General features: G+C 63.7%; 17 protein-coding genes and 1 pseudogene. 12 read left to right on the plus strand and 6 right to left on the minus strand.

All coding sequences use genetic code 11. From position 1 onward, the window contains the following. Both E5W87_RS12455 and E5W87_RS12460 read left to right on the plus strand, forming a co-directional pair. Positions 1 to 275: pseudogene (locus tag E5W87_RS12455) on the plus strand (hypothetical protein); the annotation flags it as partial. A 37-nt stretch (positions 276 to 312) separates the two neighbouring features. Continuing rightward, entirely contained in the window at positions 313 to 897 is a 585-nt protein-coding gene (locus tag E5W87_RS12460; protein WP_292397549.1) for a HupE/UreJ family protein, read from the plus strand. Between the two features lie 166 nt (positions 898 to 1063). Here E5W87_RS12460 and E5W87_RS12465 read toward each other — a convergent pair whose 3' ends face one another. Further along, positions 1064 to 1777: a GntR family transcriptional regulator gene (locus E5W87_RS12465; protein ID WP_292397552.1), complete on the minus strand. Its 714-nt coding sequence runs from the start codon at positions 1775 to 1777 to the stop codon at positions 1064 to 1066. Between the two features lie 260 nt (positions 1778 to 2037). Between E5W87_RS12465 and E5W87_RS12470 the strand changes: the two genes are divergently transcribed. The 6 genes from E5W87_RS12470 to E5W87_RS12495 all read left to right on the plus strand — a co-directional run bounded on the left by E5W87_RS12470 (position 2038) and on the right by E5W87_RS12495 (position 7929). Then, the gene (locus tag E5W87_RS12470; RefSeq protein ID WP_292397554.1) at positions 2038 to 3069 is read left to right on the plus strand and encodes an ABC transporter ATP-binding protein; all 1032 of its coding nucleotides are present in this window, start codon (positions 2038 to 2040) and stop codon (positions 3067 to 3069) included. 33 nt (positions 3070 to 3102) lie between these two features. Then, entirely contained in the window at positions 3103 to 4392 is a 1290-nt protein-coding gene (locus tag E5W87_RS12475; protein ID WP_292397557.1) for a PotD/PotF family extracellular solute-binding protein, read from the plus strand. A gap of 202 nt (positions 4393 to 4594) precedes the next feature. Continuing rightward, positions 4595 to 5509: an ABC transporter permease gene (locus E5W87_RS12480; protein ID WP_292397561.1), complete on the plus strand. Its 915-nt coding sequence runs from the start codon at positions 4595 to 4597 to the stop codon at positions 5507 to 5509. A 4-nt stretch (positions 5510 to 5513) separates the two neighbouring features. After that, positions 5514 to 6332 (plus strand): ABC transporter permease, encoded by an 819-nt coding sequence (locus E5W87_RS12485; protein ID WP_292397563.1) that lies wholly within the window; start codon positions 5514 to 5516, stop codon positions 6330 to 6332. An 8-nt stretch (positions 6333 to 6340) separates the two neighbouring features. After that, positions 6341 to 7087 carry an aspartate/glutamate racemase family protein gene (locus E5W87_RS12490; RefSeq protein ID WP_292397565.1) on the plus strand — a complete coding sequence of 249 codons (747 nt, stop codon included), beginning with the start codon at positions 6341 to 6343 and terminating at the stop codon, positions 7085 to 7087. Between the two features lie 5 nt (positions 7088 to 7092). Then, entirely contained in the window at positions 7093 to 7929 is an 837-nt protein-coding gene (locus E5W87_RS12495) for a GNAT family N-acetyltransferase (protein WP_292397568.1), read from the plus strand. 8 nt (positions 7930 to 7937) lie between these two features. Here the strand turns inward: E5W87_RS12495 and E5W87_RS12500 are convergent, their stop codons facing one another. Genes E5W87_RS12500 through E5W87_RS12520 form a run of 5 tightly spaced genes read right to left on the minus strand, consistent with a single transcriptional unit; the run spans position 7938 to position 12682 of the window. Continuing rightward, positions 7938 to 9236 carry an FAD-binding oxidoreductase gene (locus E5W87_RS12500; RefSeq protein WP_292397570.1) on the minus strand — a complete coding sequence of 433 codons (1299 nt, stop codon included), beginning with the start codon at positions 9234 to 9236 and terminating at the stop codon, positions 7938 to 7940. Continuing rightward, positions 9233 to 10216, minus strand: coding sequence for a branched-chain amino acid ABC transporter permease (locus E5W87_RS12505; protein ID WP_292397573.1), 984 nt, complete (start codon positions 10214 to 10216; stop codon positions 9233 to 9235). The genes E5W87_RS12500 and E5W87_RS12505 overlap by 4 nt, the downstream gene beginning before the upstream one ends. Beyond that, positions 10213 to 11121, minus strand: a complete 909-nt coding sequence (locus E5W87_RS12510) for a branched-chain amino acid ABC transporter permease (RefSeq protein WP_292397576.1) — start codon at positions 11119 to 11121, stop codon at positions 10213 to 10215. The genes E5W87_RS12505 and E5W87_RS12510 overlap by 4 nt, the downstream gene beginning before the upstream one ends. Next, the gene (locus tag E5W87_RS12515; RefSeq protein WP_292397578.1) at positions 11118 to 11885 is read right to left on the minus strand and encodes an ABC transporter ATP-binding protein; all 768 of its coding nucleotides are present in this window, start codon (positions 11883 to 11885) and stop codon (positions 11118 to 11120) included. The genes E5W87_RS12510 and E5W87_RS12515 overlap by 4 nt, the downstream gene beginning before the upstream one ends. Next, positions 11882 to 12682: an ABC transporter ATP-binding protein gene (locus tag E5W87_RS12520; protein ID WP_292397580.1), complete on the minus strand. Its 801-nt coding sequence runs from the start codon at positions 12680 to 12682 to the stop codon at positions 11882 to 11884. The genes E5W87_RS12515 and E5W87_RS12520 overlap by 4 nt, the downstream gene beginning before the upstream one ends. Positions 12683 to 12809: 127 nt before the next feature. Here E5W87_RS12520 and E5W87_RS12525 point away from each other — a divergent pair, with 127 nt between their 5' ends. From E5W87_RS12525 to E5W87_RS12540, 4 genes are all read left to right on the plus strand, one after another. Then, positions 12810 to 13547: a GntR family transcriptional regulator gene (locus tag E5W87_RS12525; RefSeq protein ID WP_292397582.1), complete on the plus strand. Its 738-nt coding sequence runs from the start codon at positions 12810 to 12812 to the stop codon at positions 13545 to 13547. Next, complete coding sequence (locus E5W87_RS12530) at positions 13544 to 14032, plus strand: DUF3830 family protein (protein ID WP_292397585.1); 489 nt, start codon at positions 13544 to 13546, stop codon at positions 14030 to 14032. Before E5W87_RS12525 ends, E5W87_RS12530 begins: the two co-directional genes overlap by 4 nt. Beyond that, positions 14033 to 14392: a TIGR04076 family protein gene (locus E5W87_RS12535; RefSeq protein ID WP_095483805.1), complete on the plus strand. Its 360-nt coding sequence runs from the start codon at positions 14033 to 14035 to the stop codon at positions 14390 to 14392. It begins immediately after the preceding gene. After that, positions 14389 to 14931, plus strand: a 543-nt coding sequence (locus tag E5W87_RS12540) for an aldo/keto reductase (protein ID WP_292397589.1), incomplete at its 3' end; no start/stop codon positions are given. The genes E5W87_RS12535 and E5W87_RS12540, both read left to right, overlap by 4 nt.

Below are 14931 nucleotides of genomic sequence, written 5' to 3' on the forward strand. Positions count from 1 at the left end.
CCGGCATACCGTTTGTCGGCGAGAGGGCGGACGGCGTGCGGCTTCATCTGCTGCGCGTCGAAACCGAGGATCTGGTCGATGTCGGCGCGGTCATGCCGCTCGTCGGCGGCACCGGCGTCGCCTATCACCCCTTGCCGGCGCTCCTGACATCGCACCGCCGCCGCCTCGCTTTCATCTATCACGATGGCAATGAGCAAAAGCCTCTCGGCTTCGCCGCGGCGCGCGCTCTTGCGGACCATTCCGCCGCTTCGCAATTCGCCGTTCCCGGGCACTGAAACCGGATCCCGTCACTCTCATCGAACAGGTACAACCATGAAAACACTAGCAAGACTTGGCACACTCTCAGCTCTCGCCGTCCTCGCACCGTCGCTGGCGTTTGCCCATAGCGGCGGCCCTCACGTCCACGGCTTTTTCGCCGGCCTCGAACATCCGCTCCTCGGCATGGATCATCTGCTCGCCATGGTCGCGGTCGGCATGATTGGCGCCCGCGCCGGCGGCCGCAGCATTGTCCTTGTGCCGCTGCTCTTTGTCTCGGCGATGGTCGCCGGAGCCTTGCTCGGCATGGCCGGCATCGGCCTGCCTTCGCTTGAAACCGGGATCGCGCTGTCGCTTGTGGTCTTCGGCGCCATGGTCGGCCTTGCCAAGCCTCTGCCGCTGGCCGCCGCGGCGGCACTGACGGCCTTGTTCGGCCTCTTCCACGGCAACGCCCACGGCCTCGAGATCCCAGAGAGCGCCGGCGGCGTCGCCTACGCCGCCGGCTTCGTGCTCGGCACATCGATGCTGCATGCGATCGGGGTCTTGTCCGTCCTTAAGCTCGCCCGTTGGCCGACGACGGTCCGCACCGCGGGTGTCGCTACCTCGCTGGTTGGAATGGCCATGGCGGCCCAAACTTTCTGAGCAGGGCGATCAACGCAGGCAGCCGGCAACAGAACTGGAAAGCAAATGAGCCAGAAATGGTTGATGAGGCTGCGGCGCATTCGGGACATGCTGCACCAGATCCTGAAAACCCGTGCCGAACGGCTTTGAGGGCGCGTTTTTCGCGTCCCTTCGGTCGGAATGACGTTCAGAACTCGAGCGCCTGCCTGAGTGCCGGACCGCTCCTGACGCGCAGATCGAGGTCGGCCTCGATATGGTCGATGTGGTGCAGCATCAGCGCGCTGGCGCGTTCGGAATTGCCATTTTCGAGCGCCTCGAGGATATTCATGTGCTCGCTGTGGCCACAGCTCGAGACGCCCGAGCGGCCATAAAGTGCGATCACCAGCGATGACCGCGCGACCAACTCCTCCATGAAACGCTGGAGGATGAGGTTTCCCGCGACCGACGCCAGCAGCAGGTGAAAATCGCCCGAAGCCTTGATCTCCGATCGTCTTGCGCTTGGTCCGCGTTCGGCGATGAAGCGGCCCTCCTCATCAAGCTGGGCCTTGAAGGCGACGACATGCGCCGGCGTCATGCGCCCGGCCGCGGCGATTGCGATGCCGGGTTCGATCAGCCGGCGCGAAGCAAAGACCTGGCGCGCTTCCTCCGGCGACGGATTGGCGACGAAGGCGCCGCGATTGCGCTCGGTCCGCACCAATCCTTCGAAGGAGAGCATCTGCAGCGCCGCGCGGGCCACGGTGCGGCTAACGTCGAACAGAATGCCGACCTCGCCTTCGGACAGCTTGGTTCCGGGCGCCAGCCGGCGATCGACGATCGCGTCGCGCAACTGGTCGCGGATCGCTTGGGCGCGGTCCTCGTTGGCATTGTCGACAGCAGGGAAGGTCTGGTCGGCTATATTCATGATGGTGGTCCCTGCACCTTTCTACCCTGAATCGGGTCGCGTGCACGAGGGCCAAAGTGAATACGATATCAGGAAAGATTGCATACGATTTTTGCGAGAATCGCCCGCTATCGCCTATAATTTGTGCATTGCACAAGCATGCCGTTTCGGCGGGCAGCCGGGTGCAATCCTGATTTTCCCAAGGATTCAATCGCTTGAGGCCGAAGTGGGGCAATTGGCATGCATGATGCTTTGCTTAAGTTGAGCAGAGAGGAAGCTGGATGTCCAAAGCCGCCGAAATCGACATCGTGTCCGTTTCGAAAATCTATGGCGCAACGACTGCCGTCGAAGACATCAGCCTGAAAATTCCCGCGGGAACCTATTGCTGCCTGCTCGGCCCATCCGGCTGCGGCAAGACCTCGACGCTGCGCATGATTGCCGGACACGAAAGCATATCGAGCGGTGATGTGCGTCTGGGCAATATTGTGGTCACCGACCTGCCGCCGGCCAGGCGCGGCACCGCTATGATGTTCCAGTCCTACGCGCTGTTTCCACATCTCGACCTGATCGACAATGTTGCGTTCAGCCTCAAGATGAAGGGCGTCGGCAAGGAGGAGCGCCGCGCCAAGGCGCTCGTCATGTTGAAGCTGATGCAGATGGAAGCCTATGCTGGCCGCCGCCCGGCGCAGCTTTCGGGCGGACAGCAGCAGCGCGTCGCTCTGGCCCGGGCGCTGATCACCGACCCCGAGGCGCTGCTGCTCGACGAGCCGCTATCGGCGCTCGATCCGTTCCTGAAGATCCGGATGCGGGCCGAACTGAAAAAGCTGCAGACGTCGCTTGGCATCACCTTCGTTCACGTCACCCATAGCCAGGAGGAGGCAATGGCTTTGGCCGACCTGATCGTGGTGATGAACGACGGCCGCATCGAGCAGGCGGCGCATCCGCGCATCGTCTTCGAGCGGCCGGCCACCGCCTTCGTCGCCCGTTTCATGGGCGATCACAACGTCGTCTCCGGCCGCGTCAGCGGCAGCCGCAACGGCATGGTTGTCTTCGACGTTCCTGGTGGCGCCTCGCTTGCGGCAAGCGGGCAGGGCAGGGCGATCGGCGCGCCGATCGATATCGCCATTCGCACCGACCATGTGCGGATCCGCGGCTCGACCGTGAAGCTCTCGGTCAATGGCGCCGGCATCGAGGATTTCACAGTGATCGTCGACGACACCAGCTTCTTCGCCAAGCCGGTCGCCGTCGGCGACGCGGTGCCCATTGCCTGGGACGCCGAGGACGCGATCGTCCTTGGCCATCTCGATTCCTGAACCAGAACAACCAATCAAAAAAGGGGAACTGACATGACCAACACCACCGACAAGAAGACAGGAATTTCCCGCCGCTCGCTGCTCAAGACCGGTGCCGCCGCCGTCGGTCTTGCCGCCGGTTCCGGCGCCATCACCGGCTTCCCGACGATCTGGGCGCAGAACCCGATCACGCTGCGCCAGTTCGGCACCGGCGTGTCCAACCTCAACGCCATCGCCGACAAGTGCAAGGCCGATCTCGGCATCACGCTGGAGATGACGGCGACCGACTCCGACGCCGCCGCCCAGCGCGCGGTTACCCAGCCGGACAGCTACGACATCGCCGACATCGAATACTGGATCGCCAAGAAGGTCTATCCGTCCGGCGTGATGCAGCCGATGGATGTTAAGAAGCTGAAATATTACGACAAGATCGTGCCGCTTTTCATCACCGGCAAGCTGACGCCCGACAGCGTCATTGCCCAGGGCACCGCGCCGCACACGGTCGGTTTCGTCGAGACGCAGGACGCCAAGACCTTTGCCAAGGAGCCGACCCAGTGGATGACGATGGTTCCGACCATCTACAATGCCGATACGCTCGGCATCCGCCCCGATCTTGTCGGCCGCGACATCACCACCTGGGCAGACATCATGGATCCGGCCTTCAAGGGCAAGGCCGCCATCCTCAACATCCCGTCGATCGGCATCATGGATGCGGCGATGATCATGGAAGCCATGGGCAACATCAAATATGCCGACAAGGGCAACATGACCAAGGAGGAGATCGACAAGACGATCGACTTCCTGATCAAGGCCAAGCAGGACGGCCAGTTCCGTGCGTTCTGGAAATCGTTCGACGAGAGCGTCAACCTGATGGCTTCAGGCGAAGTGGTCATCCAGTCGATGTGGTCGCCGGCGGTCGCCGCGGTCCGCTCCAAGGGCATCGCCTGCAAATACCAGCCGCTCAAGGAAGGCTATCGCTCGTGGGGCGGCGGCCTTGGCCTGGCAGCGCATCTCAAGGGCGCCGAGCTCGACGCCGCTTACGAGTATATCAACTGGTACCTGTCCGGCTGGGTCGGCGCCTATCTCAACCGTCAAGGCTACTACTCGGCCGCCATGGACACGGCCAAGCAGTTCATGTCCGAGGACGAATGGGGCTACTGGGTCGATGGCAAGCCGGCCAAGGGCGATATCCTGGCGCCGGACGGCAAGGTCATGGAAAAGGCGGGCGCCGTGCGTGACGGCGGCTCCTTCGTCGAGCGCATGGGCAAGGTCGCCTGCTGGAACTCGGTCATGGACGAGGACCGCTACATGGTGAGGCGCTGGAACGAATTCATCGCGGCGTAAGCACCTTCTTGCCTTCTCCCCTTGTGGGAGAAGGTGGCCGAGCGAAGCTCGGTCGGATGAGGGGTGTTGGATGGATCGCCAACGTTGAGTTTCTTCTAGCACCCCTCATCCGTCTTGGCGCTGCGCGCCAATCCACCTTCTCCCACAGGGGGAGAAGGAAAATGCGGCCTCAGTCGCATCGCCCACTTGGACCTAGATTTTGATGACCGTAGCGCTCGAACAATCCACGCACATTGCGTCCGCCAAACCCGCCAGAGGCCGCCGGCTCTCGATCAGCGCCCTCGTCCCCTACCTCCAGGCGACGCCACTGGCGCTGATCCTCGGCGCGTTCCTTCTGCTGCCGATCCTGATGATCGCCGTGGTCTCCTTCTGGGACTACGACTTCGCGGCGATGTATCCGGATTTCCTGACCACCAACTATGCCGATACGCTCGGCTCGTGGGTCACGTGGAAAACCTATCTGAACACGCTGAAATATGCCGCCATAGTGTGGGCGCTGACGCTGCTTATCGGCTTCTGGGTCGCCTATTTCCTCGCCTTCCATATCAGGACCATTGCCATGCAGATGGTGCTGTTCCTGGTCTGCACCGTGCCGTTCCTGACCTCCAACATCATCCGCATGATCTCGTGGATTCCGGTGCTTGGCCGCAACGGCCTGGTCAACTCGACGCTGATGCAGATGGGGCTGATCCCCAAGCCGATCGAATGGCTGCTCTATTCCGAATTCGCCGTGGTGCTGGCCATGGTGCACCTCTACACGCTGTTCATGGTGACGCCGATCTTCAACACGCTGATGCGCATCGACAAGTCCCTGATCGAGGCCGCGCGCGACGCCGGCGCTTCCGGATGGCAGGTTCTTTGGAACGTCATCATCCCGCTCGCCAAGCCCGGCATGGCGATCGGCACCATCTTCGTCGTCACGCTGGTGATGGCCGACTTTTCGACGGTGCAGGTGATGTCCGGCGGGCAGAGCGCCTCCGTCGCGCTGATGATGAAGAACCAGATGTCGCTGCTGCAATATCCGGCGGCCGCCGCCAATGCGGTCGTGCTCCTGGTGCTGGTGCTGTTGATGGTCGCGGGCATCCTGCGCATCGTCGACATCCGCAAGGAGCTGTGAAGCAATGAGCCACGAGAAACGCACCTTCGAATTCTACGTGCTGGCGGCCTCCTTCGCCCTTTTCGTGCTGTTTCTCTACGGCCCGCTTTCGGCGATTCTCATTCTTTCGTTTCAGGGCGAGAATGGCGGGCTGACGTTTCCGTTGAACGGCGTTTCGCTGCACTGGTTTGCCAATCTGTTCGAGCGCCAGGCGGTCGGCGATTTCGGCGGCAGCTTCAAACGCTCCTTCATCCTTGGCCTGATGGTGATGATCGTGACCGTTATCGTGTCGCTGCTTGCCGGTCTTGCCTTCCGCCAAAAATTTCGCGGCGCCACCGCATTGTTCTATCTGGCCGTCGCCAGCCTCGTCGTGCCCTCGATCGTCATCTCGCTCGGCATTGGCGTCGTCTTCCAGCAGGTCGGCTTCCGCCCCGCCTGGTACACGTCTGCCTTCGGGGCGCACCTGACCTGGACCTTGCCCTTCGGCGTGCTGATCATGTTCGCCGTCTTCAACCGGTTCTCGCCGGCCTATGAGGAAGCCGCGCGCGACCTCGGAGCGACCTCCTGGCAGACCTTCGCGCATGTCGTCCTGCCGATGATCGCGCCCAGCCTGATCGGTGTCGGCCTGTTCGGCTTCACCCTGTCTTATGACGAGTTCGCCCGCACGCTGATGACCTCGGGCACGTTCAACACGCTGCCGCTCGAGATCTACGGCATGACGACGAATGTGACGACGCCGGTGCTCTATGCGCTGGGCACCGTTACGACCGTGTTTTCCTTCCTGGTGATCCTGCTGACGCTCGGCGCAATCGTCTATGTCGGCCGTCGCCGGGCACGTATTTGAGAACCGCAGTGCAGATCCTCGTTGTCAATCCGAACACCACCGCCAGCATGACCGAAACCATTGCAGCGGCGGCGCGGCTCGTGGCCGGCGCCGGCACGGAAATCGTCGCCGTCACCTCGTCGATGGGTCCGGTTTCGATCGAAGGCTATTATGACGAGGCGCTTGCCGTGCCTGGCCTGCTGGTCGAGATCGCCGCTGGCGAGCGCTCGGGCGCGCAGGCCGCAATCATCGCCTGTTTCGACGACACCGGCCTCGATGCCGCACGCGCCATGGCCAACATTCCGGTCATCGGCATCTGCGAGGCGGCGCTCAGCATGGCCTCGTTCATCGCCCAGCGCTTCACCGTCGTCACCACGACCGAGCGCTCGCGCGTGCCGGTCGAAGGGCTGGTGCAACGCTATGGCATGGCGGGGCGGGCACGCGTGCGCGCTGCCGATATTCCGGTTCTTGCGCTTGAAGACCCGGCATCGGACGCGATCCTGAAACTGCGCGGCGAGATCGCGCGCGCACTCGAGGAGGACCGCGCCGAGGCCATCGTGCTGGGCTGTGCCGGCATGGCCGATCTTGCGGCTGCGCTGCAGCGGGAGTTCGGCGTTCCGGTCATCGACGGCGTCGGCGCCGCGGTCAAGCAGGCCGAGGCCTTGATTGCGCTTGGCCTGTCGACATCCAAGCGCGGCGCCTATGCAAACCCCTTGGCAAAGCCTTATCGTGGCGCATTGAAATCCTTCGCCCCCGGTATAGTTGCCGCTGAGTGATCGCAATGCGCCGAACGATCAGAACGCTCGCACTTGAAGAAGTGGAAACCCTTGTCGACTGGGCGGCAGCGGAGGGCTGGAACCCAGGCCTCGGCGATGCCGCAGCGTTCCACGCGGCGGATCCAGAAGGCTTCATTGGCGCCTTCGTCGATAGCGAGATGGTGGCCGGCATTTCGGCCGTGGCCTATGGCGACGATTTCGGCTTCATCGGCCTCTACATCTGTCGGCCGGACAGGCGTGGCGAGGGCCATGGCAAGGCGGTCTGGGACGCCGGCATGGCGCGGCTCGACAACCGCACGATCGGCCTCGATGGTGTCGTCGAACAGCAGGCCAACTACCGCAGGATGGGCTTTGCGCCGGTCTACCGGACGATCCGGTTCGTCGGATCGCCGGATGTTCCGGCAGCCGCCGACAGTGGTATTCGCGCCATAGGCCCGGAACTCTTGGCCGACGTCCTGGACTACGACAGCCGGTTCTTTCCCGCTCCGAGACGATCCTTCCTGGAACACTGGCTGCGCCCGCCGCACATGGCGCTTGCGATCGTCAGGGATGGTGCGATCGAGGGATACGGCGTCGCGCGCCGATGCCGGGACGGCTGCAAGATCGGCCCGCTCTTTGCCGACAGCCTGGATGCAGCGAGCCGTCTCTTCGCCGCACTCGCCAATGCTTCCGGACCCGGAAATATCCATCTCGACGTTCCCGAGACCAGTGGGGATTTTATAGCTCGGCTGACGTCCGCCGGCCTTCAACCGGGCTTCGAAACGGCTCGAATGTACAAGGGAAAGGCGCCGCAGCTCACGCAGTCCGGGGTCTTTGCGATAACGACCTTGGAGCTTGGTTGAGGCGTCGATTAGCGACCCTCATCCAGCCGGTCGCGCAGGATGCTTAGGGGAAGCAGCATGTTTGGCGCATGCCGCATCAGGCCGTGGAACGGGATCGGCGACGGCGGCGCAAACGGCAGCGGCAAGTCCTGCGGGTTCGCTCCATCAGCCCAATCCGCAAGCACCTTGCCCATTGCTGTGGTCATGGCGATGCCGCGCCCGTTGCAGGCAAAGCCCGCGATCAGGCCGGGCCCGAGATCGACGAGGTGCGGCAGGAAGTCGGGCTCCACCGCAGCCATCCCCGACCAGCTATATTCAAGCGGCGGGATCTCCGGGAGATCGAGATGCTTTGCCAGCCGCCGCCAGATCGCTTGCGGCACCCGCGCTTCGGCGCCTGGACCAAAACTATGCATGCCGCCGGTTATCAGCCGGTTTTCGCCATCGAAGCGGAAGGTGAAAAGATTGCGCCTGGTGTCGCCGACGCCTTGCCCGCCGGGAAGCAGGCGAGTGCGGTATTCGCGCGGCAGTGGAGCCGTTGCGATCTGGAAGATTTTCAGCGGGAAGTAGGTTCGCTGCAGCGTGCGGTTCAGCGGCCCGCCATAGGCGTTGGTTGCAATCAGCACCTTTCCGGCGCGTACCGAGCCCGACGCCGTCTTCAAAGCCCAGCCACCCCCTATGCGATCGATCGATACAACGCGCGTATGCTCAAAGATGCGCGCGCCGGCTTTTTCCGCCGCGTCGGCCAGTCCGCGCGCATATTCGACCGGATTGAGGACGCCGCCCGACCGGTCCATCCAGCCACCGACATAGCCGCGAACGCCGGTCAGGTCTTCGGTCGCCTGCCTGTCCAGCGCAACAGCCGGTCTTCCGCGCCTTGCCCATTGTTCGGCGCGCGATCTGGTTTTTTCGAGAGCGGCCTGTGAATGGGCCGGTTGTATCCATCCGCTCTGGACTGCATCGCATTTTATGCCGTGCCGCCTGATCAGGTCGAAGACGAGGTCGGCGCTGCCGGCCGCGAAATCGACAAGGCGATCGCCGCGTTCTGGTCCGAGCTGGGCAATGATATCGTCCGGGTCCCTTTTCGCGAAATTCGGCACCACGAAGCCGGCATTTCTGCCGGTTGCGCCCCAGGCGATGATTTCCGCTTCGAGGACGGCGACCGAGATGCCTTTCTCGGCGCTATGCAGCGCGGTCGAAAGGCCTGAGAAACCGCCGCCGACAATTGCCAGATCGACATCGAGTGCGCCTTCGAGCGCGGACCTGTCGCGGCGGTTGCGGCTGACGGCATGCCAAAGGGAAACGCCGGGTGACGCGGCAACGTCGATCATGACTTGGCGATGCTCTCGTCCGGAGCCTCTTTCGCGCGCTTGCCGAATCTTGCACGCCGCGGCCTGTCGCCAAACAGGCCGTTCGGCCTGACCAGAAGGATGACGCACAGCATCACGCCGATGGCGACGATCTGCAGCGAGGCGGCGCGGGCCTGCTGTTCCGGCGAGAACAAGACGCTGGTCAAGGCTCCCGATCCGGCCCATATCGCCCAGACCAGGATGCTGCCGATGACGGCGCCGATGTTGCTGCCCGAGCCGCCGACGATCAGCATCACCCAGACCTGGAAAGTCAGGGCCGGCAAATAATTGTCCGGCGCGATGAAGCCGGTGAAATGCGCCTGCAACGCGCCGGCCAGCGCCATGATGGCGCCGCCGACGGCAAAGGCCTGGACGCGGTAGAACCGTGCGCTTTTGCCCAGGGATATCGCGGCCCGCTCATCCTCGCGAAGCGCCTTCAACACGCGCCCCCACGGGCTGCGCGACAGATGCTCCAACGCAAGATAGACGATCAGCGTCACCATCGAGACGACGGCAAGGTTCGACAGGTTGAACAGCAAAGGCGTTTCGGCAAGGCCGCCGAAGGGACGCGGAATGAAGCCGATGCCGAAGGGGCCGCCGGTCAGTTTTTGGGCGTTGAGCGCCACCAGCTGCACGACGACGGCAACGCCGAAGGTGGTGATCGCCAGATAGTCCGATCTCAGGCGCAGCGTGGCGATGCCGGTGAGAGCAGCAGCGATGCCGCCCACCAGCATTGCGCCGAACCAGCCGACAAGGATCGGCAGGCCGAAGCCGCCGAGCCGCGCGGCATCGTCGGGCGTGGTCAGCAACGCCGACGTGTAGGCGCCGATGGCGACAAAGCCGGCGAGCCCGACATTGAAAAGCCCCGTCAGCCCCCATTGCAGGTTGAGCCCCAGCGTGACGAGCGAAAAGATCAGCGCGGTGGTCAGGAAAAAAGCGCCATAGCCGAGCAGATCCATCAACGTTCCCTCACTCCGAAAAGGCCGATGGGCCGCACGAACAGCACGGTCATCAGGATGATGAAGGAGACGGCCGCCCGCCATTCGGCGCCGATCAACTGCACCGCGCCCGCTTCCGCGAGACCAATGATCAAGCCGCCGAGAACGGCGCCAGGCACGCTGCCGATGCCGCCGAGGATGGCGGCCGCGAACATCGGCAGCAGCATGTCGAAACCCATGAATGGGCGGATCTGTATGAGAATGCCGATCATCACGCCGGCGACACAGGCTAGCGCCCCGCCGACGATCCAGGTGACGCGCACGACCTTGGCGACGTCGATGCCGACAATGCGGGCCAATGCCGCATTCTGGCTCAGTGCCTGCATCGAGCGGCCGGTCTGGGTGCGGGTCATCAGGAGATGCACGCTGAGCACCAGAACGGCGGTTAGCAGCAGCAGCGCGATCTGGTCGGGGGTGATGCGAATGCCGAAGCCGACCGGCATGGCGATCTGGATGGCTCGGCTGAAATAGGTCGGCCGCGAGCTGAAGATGAATTCGAGCAGGCTTCTCAGCGCCATCGAGGCGCCGAAGCTCGCCATCACCACGATGATCGCCTGGCCCTTGGCCCGCAGCCGCGCGAACAGCACCATGTCGAGCAGCAGCGCCAGCAGGCCGGTGATCGCCATGCCGATGACTACCGCGGCGATCAGCGGCCAGCCGAAGGAGAGGGGAGCGATCGGCGCGATCTTGCCGAACATCGCGCCAATCGCGCCGACGACGGCGAGCGTCGCATAGGCGCCCCAGGCCATGAAGTCGCCATGCGCGAAATTCGAGAAGCGCAGGATCGAATAGGTGAGCGTCACGCCGATGGCGCCGAGGCCGATCATCGAACCTGCCAGCAGTCCGTCTACGACAAATTGCAGGCTCATGCCGCACTTCCTTTGCCGGAGTGCCGGCCTCTTTCAGGATCGAGGCGGCGCTGGCCAAGGTAGAGTTCGGCGACCACCGGATCGTTCCAGAGCTCGGAGGCCACGCCCTCGTGCCGGTCCTTGCCCTCGACCAGCACATAGGCGCGATCGCCGATGGCAAGCGCAGCCTTGGCGTTCTGTTCGACCAAGAGAATGGTGACGCCGGATATGCGTATTCCGGCCAGCATCTCGAACACCATCGCCACGAATTTCGGCGACAGGCCGGCCGACGGCTCGTCGAGCACCAGCACCTTGGGATGGACGATCAATGCCCGGGCGACGGCCAGCATCTGCCGCTGTCCGCCCGAGAGGTTGCCGGCGGCCGTCTTGCGGTGACGGGCGAGATCGGGGAAGGCCGCATACATTTCCTCGATGCGGGCGGGGGTCTCGCGCGGTTTCAGGATGCCGCAGGCGACCTTCAGATTGTCCTCGACCGACATTAGCGGGAAGATGTTTTCGGTCTGCGGCACGAAGGCCAGGCCGAGGCGGACCATGGTGTGGGCGGGTGCGGCGGTGATATCCTTGCCGTCCAGCAGGACCGTGCCGCCGGTGACCGGGACAAGGCCGGCGATCGCCTTGATCAAGGTCGACTTGCCGGCGCCGTTGGGGCCGAGAACGACGACGATCTCACCCTTGCCGACGGTGATCGAGGCGCCGCGCACGATCGGCACGCCGGGCTCGTAGCCGGCTTCGAGGTTGCGGACATCGAGTACGGTTTGGCTCATGCCGCGCCTCCGAGATAGGCCTCGATGACGCGCGAGTCGCGCGCGACCTCGTCCGGAGTGCCTTCGCACAGAAGCTGACCGCTCGCCATGACCAGCACGCGGTGGCAGAGCCGCGTCACCATGTCGATATTGTGCTCGATCAGCAGGAAGGTGATGCCGCTCCTGTTGATGTCGCGAATGCGGTCGATGATGACTTCGAGCAGCGTCGCGTTGACGCCGGCCGCCGGTTCGTCGAGCAGGATGATCGCCGGGTCGGCCATCATGACGCGGGCGAGTTCGAGCAGCTTGCGCTGGCCGCCGGAAAGCACCCGCGCCGGTTCGTGTGCGAGGCGGGCAAGCGTGACGAGCTCGAGCAGCTCGATGGCTCTCGTCTCGGCCGTCCGCTCTTCGGCGGCGACCCGCCGGGGCGTCAGGAAATTGGCGAGCAGTTTTTCTCCGGCCTGTCCCTGCGCGGCCAGCATGACGTTTTCGATCAGCGTCAAGTTGGGCAGCGGCCGAGGAATCTGGAAGGTGCGGCCAAGGCCGCGGCCGATGCGGCGATGGGCTGCCTCTCCCGAAACGAGTACGCCATTGAGAAAGATTTCGCCGCTGGTCGGCAGGATGCTGCCGGCCAGCAGGTCGAACATCGTCGTCTTGCCGGCGCCGTTCGGGCCGATAAGGCCGAGTATTTCGCCCGGCTGGACGTCAAACGAGACATTGTTGACCGCGACGAGGCCGCCGAAGCGCCTGACGACATTCTTTGCCGTCAGCACCGGCGTACGGGTCTCCGCCCGCTGTTGTGCGGTTGTGTCACTCATGGAACCCTCTGGCCGAAAGCGATCGCCGCCGCCTTCTGGTTTTGATTTGTGATCACACTTGCTTTGATCACGCTATTCGGCTTTAATTTCTTCCGCAAGCCGAAAACGGCCAAGACCGGGACTGCCCATGCAGAAGGCCGCCATCGAACGGAACAACGAAACGCTCGCAGCCCAGCTTACGCCGGTCGGCCGCGAGACCGTGCAGGATCGCGTCTATTCGGAGCTGCGTCGTGCCTTGATCGGCGGCCTTTTCGAGCCGAGCCAGGTTCTGACCATCCGCGGCCTCGCCGACGCGCTGGTCACCAGCACCATGCCGGTGCGCGAGGCGCTCGGACGGCTGATCACCGAAAAGGCGCTGGAAGCGCTTCCCAACCGTTCCGTGCGTGTGCCGCCGATCACGCTGGAGCGCATCGACGATCTCTTGCGCGCCCGTTCCCTGATCGAGGGCGAAGCCATCGCGCTGGCCGCCACGCGCATGAACCCGCGCCAGATTGCTTCGGTCGAGGCCATGCTTGGCGAGTGGGACGAGATGCGGGCGCTGAAGCACAAGAAGGATATCGACCGCGAGGCGACGCTCAACCAGAGCTTCCACTTCGAAATCTATCGCTGCTGCGGTTCCGCCGTGCTGATCCCGATGATCGAGAGCCTCTGGTTGCAATCCGGACCGTGTATCCGCGTCGCCATCTACGCCTTTTCCGACGCCGGCGAGGTCGACACCGCCCACTATCACCGCAGCATCGTCGCAGCGCTTGCGAGGCAGGATGCGCAAGCGGCGCGCAAGGCGCTGGTGGCCGACATCAGCCGGCCCTTCGCCTTCCTGCGCGACAAGCTGCAATCCGCAAGCAAAGAAGGATTGAGGGCATGACGACGCTTGCCATCAGGATCACCGAAGAACGCTCAAACCTTTCGGTGACGGCGCTGCTGTTGCCTGAAAAGGCGCCCGACAACGCAGCCTTCCTGCTGGCCTATCTCGACCAGCCGCGCGTCGTTGCCGGTATCCATGCGATGTGGACGGGGCCGGAAATCTCCTGCCCGGTTCCATCAACGGATATTGAGGGCCAAACCTATGCCAGGCCCCTGCCGGCAGAGAATGCAACGCTGACGCCGCAGCCGGGCGACATCGTGCTATCCTATGTGCCGCCGCGCATGTGGGGCGGCAGTCCGAATGCGATTTTCGACATCGGCCTGTTTTATGGCCAGGGCGCGCGCCTGCTGTTCCCGATCGGCTGGCTTGCCGGCAGCGTGGTCGCGCAGGTGCGTCCCGAGGAGCGCGACCGCTTCGCCGCCGCCTGCGGCGTGATCCGCCGCAACGGTGCCTGCGACATCACCTTCACTCGTGTGGAGATATGAATGGCTGAGGACGACGACAGTTTCGAACTCTTCGATCTTCGTGTCGAGGCGGTTATCCCCGAGGGCAAGCCGATCTATTGCGGCGCCAAGGCGGGTGACTATTTCGAGCTCAAGGGCGAGATGCTGTCGATGCCGGCAGGGCAGGGCTTTTCGATTTATTCGATATCAGCCGTGCTGCCGCTGCTCGCGGCCAAACAGCGCCCGACCCACAAGAACGACTGGATGACATCGGACGCCGAGATCGCCTGTCCCGATCCCAATTGCGCCAGCCGGCTGAGGATCGTCAGGACCGGTAAGCGGCGGTTCAGCCATGCCGAGACTACGGCGGTGCCGCTGCCGAAGGAGAATGACCAGAGATGACCGAAAAGTCCTTCGAGCTCAGCCCCGGCTATACGATTTCACGCGTCATCCGCGGCGGCTGGCAGCTTGCCGGCGGGCACGGCGCAATCGACCGCGAGCAGGCGGTGACCGACCTGATCGCCACCTTCGACGCCGGCATCAGAACCTATGATTGCGCCGATATCTATACCGGCGTCGAGGAACTGATCGGTGCGGCGCGGCTGCGGCTTGCCAACGAGCGCGGTCTCGACGCCGCCGCCAAAATGAAGGTTCACACCAAGCTGGTGCCCGACCTGGAAAGGCTTTCCAACATCAGCCGCGACTACGTCAGAGGCATCGTCGACCAGTCGCTGCGGCGGCTGAAGACGGAACGGCTCGATCTCGTGCAGTTCCACTGGTGGGATTATGCGCTGCCCGGCTATGTCGATGCGATGGGCTGGCTCAACGACCTCCGCCTCGAAGGCAAGGTGCGCAATGTCGGCACCACAAATTTCGACACGCCGCATTTGGCCGAGATCCTGGCCGCCGGCGTTCCGCTGGTCAGCCAACAGTTGCAATAC

The sequence above is a fragment of the Mesorhizobium sp. genome, assembly GCF_004962925.1.
GTDB lineage: Bacteria > Pseudomonadota > Alphaproteobacteria > Rhizobiales > Rhizobiaceae > Mesorhizobium.

Excerpts from the sequence above, each read along its gene's own strand:
- E5W87_RS12460 (WP_292397549.1), top strand. The coding sequence starts at position 313 with ATGAAAACACTAGCAAGACTTGGCACACTCTCAGCTCTCGCCGTCCTC.
- E5W87_RS12510 (WP_292397576.1), bottom strand. The coding sequence starts at position 11,121 with ATGAGCCTGCAATTTGTCGTAGACGGACTGCTGGCAGGTTCGATGATC.
- E5W87_RS12470 (WP_292397554.1), top strand. The coding sequence starts at position 2,038 with ATGTCCAAAGCCGCCGAAATCGACATCGTGTCCGTTTCGAAAATCTAT.
- E5W87_RS12465 (WP_292397552.1), bottom strand. The coding sequence starts at position 1,777 with ATGAATATAGCCGACCAGACCTTCCCTGCTGTCGACAATGCCAACGAG.
- E5W87_RS12520 (WP_292397580.1), bottom strand. The coding sequence starts at position 12,682 with ATGAGTGACACAACCGCACAACAGCGGGCGGAGACCCGTACGCCGGTG.
- E5W87_RS12530 (WP_292397585.1), top strand. The coding sequence starts at position 13,544 with ATGACGACGCTTGCCATCAGGATCACCGAAGAACGCTCAAACCTTTCG.
- E5W87_RS12495 (WP_292397568.1), top strand. The coding sequence starts at position 7,093 with ATGCGCCGAACGATCAGAACGCTCGCACTTGAAGAAGTGGAAACCCTT.
- E5W87_RS12535 (WP_095483805.1), top strand. The coding sequence starts at position 14,033 with ATGGCTGAGGACGACGACAGTTTCGAACTCTTCGATCTTCGTGTCGAG.
- E5W87_RS12480 (WP_292397561.1), top strand. The coding sequence starts at position 4,595 with ATGACCGTAGCGCTCGAACAATCCACGCACATTGCGTCCGCCAAACCC.
- E5W87_RS12475 (WP_292397557.1), top strand. The coding sequence starts at position 3,103 with ATGACCAACACCACCGACAAGAAGACAGGAATTTCCCGCCGCTCGCTG.
- E5W87_RS12485 (WP_292397563.1), top strand. The coding sequence starts at position 5,514 with ATGAGCCACGAGAAACGCACCTTCGAATTCTACGTGCTGGCGGCCTCC.
- E5W87_RS12515 (WP_292397578.1), bottom strand. The coding sequence starts at position 11,885 with ATGAGCCAAACCGTACTCGATGTCCGCAACCTCGAAGCCGGCTACGAG.
- E5W87_RS12525 (WP_292397582.1), top strand. The coding sequence starts at position 12,810 with ATGCAGAAGGCCGCCATCGAACGGAACAACGAAACGCTCGCAGCCCAG.
- E5W87_RS12500 (WP_292397570.1), bottom strand. The coding sequence starts at position 9,236 with ATGATCGACGTTGCCGCGTCACCCGGCGTTTCCCTTTGGCATGCCGTC.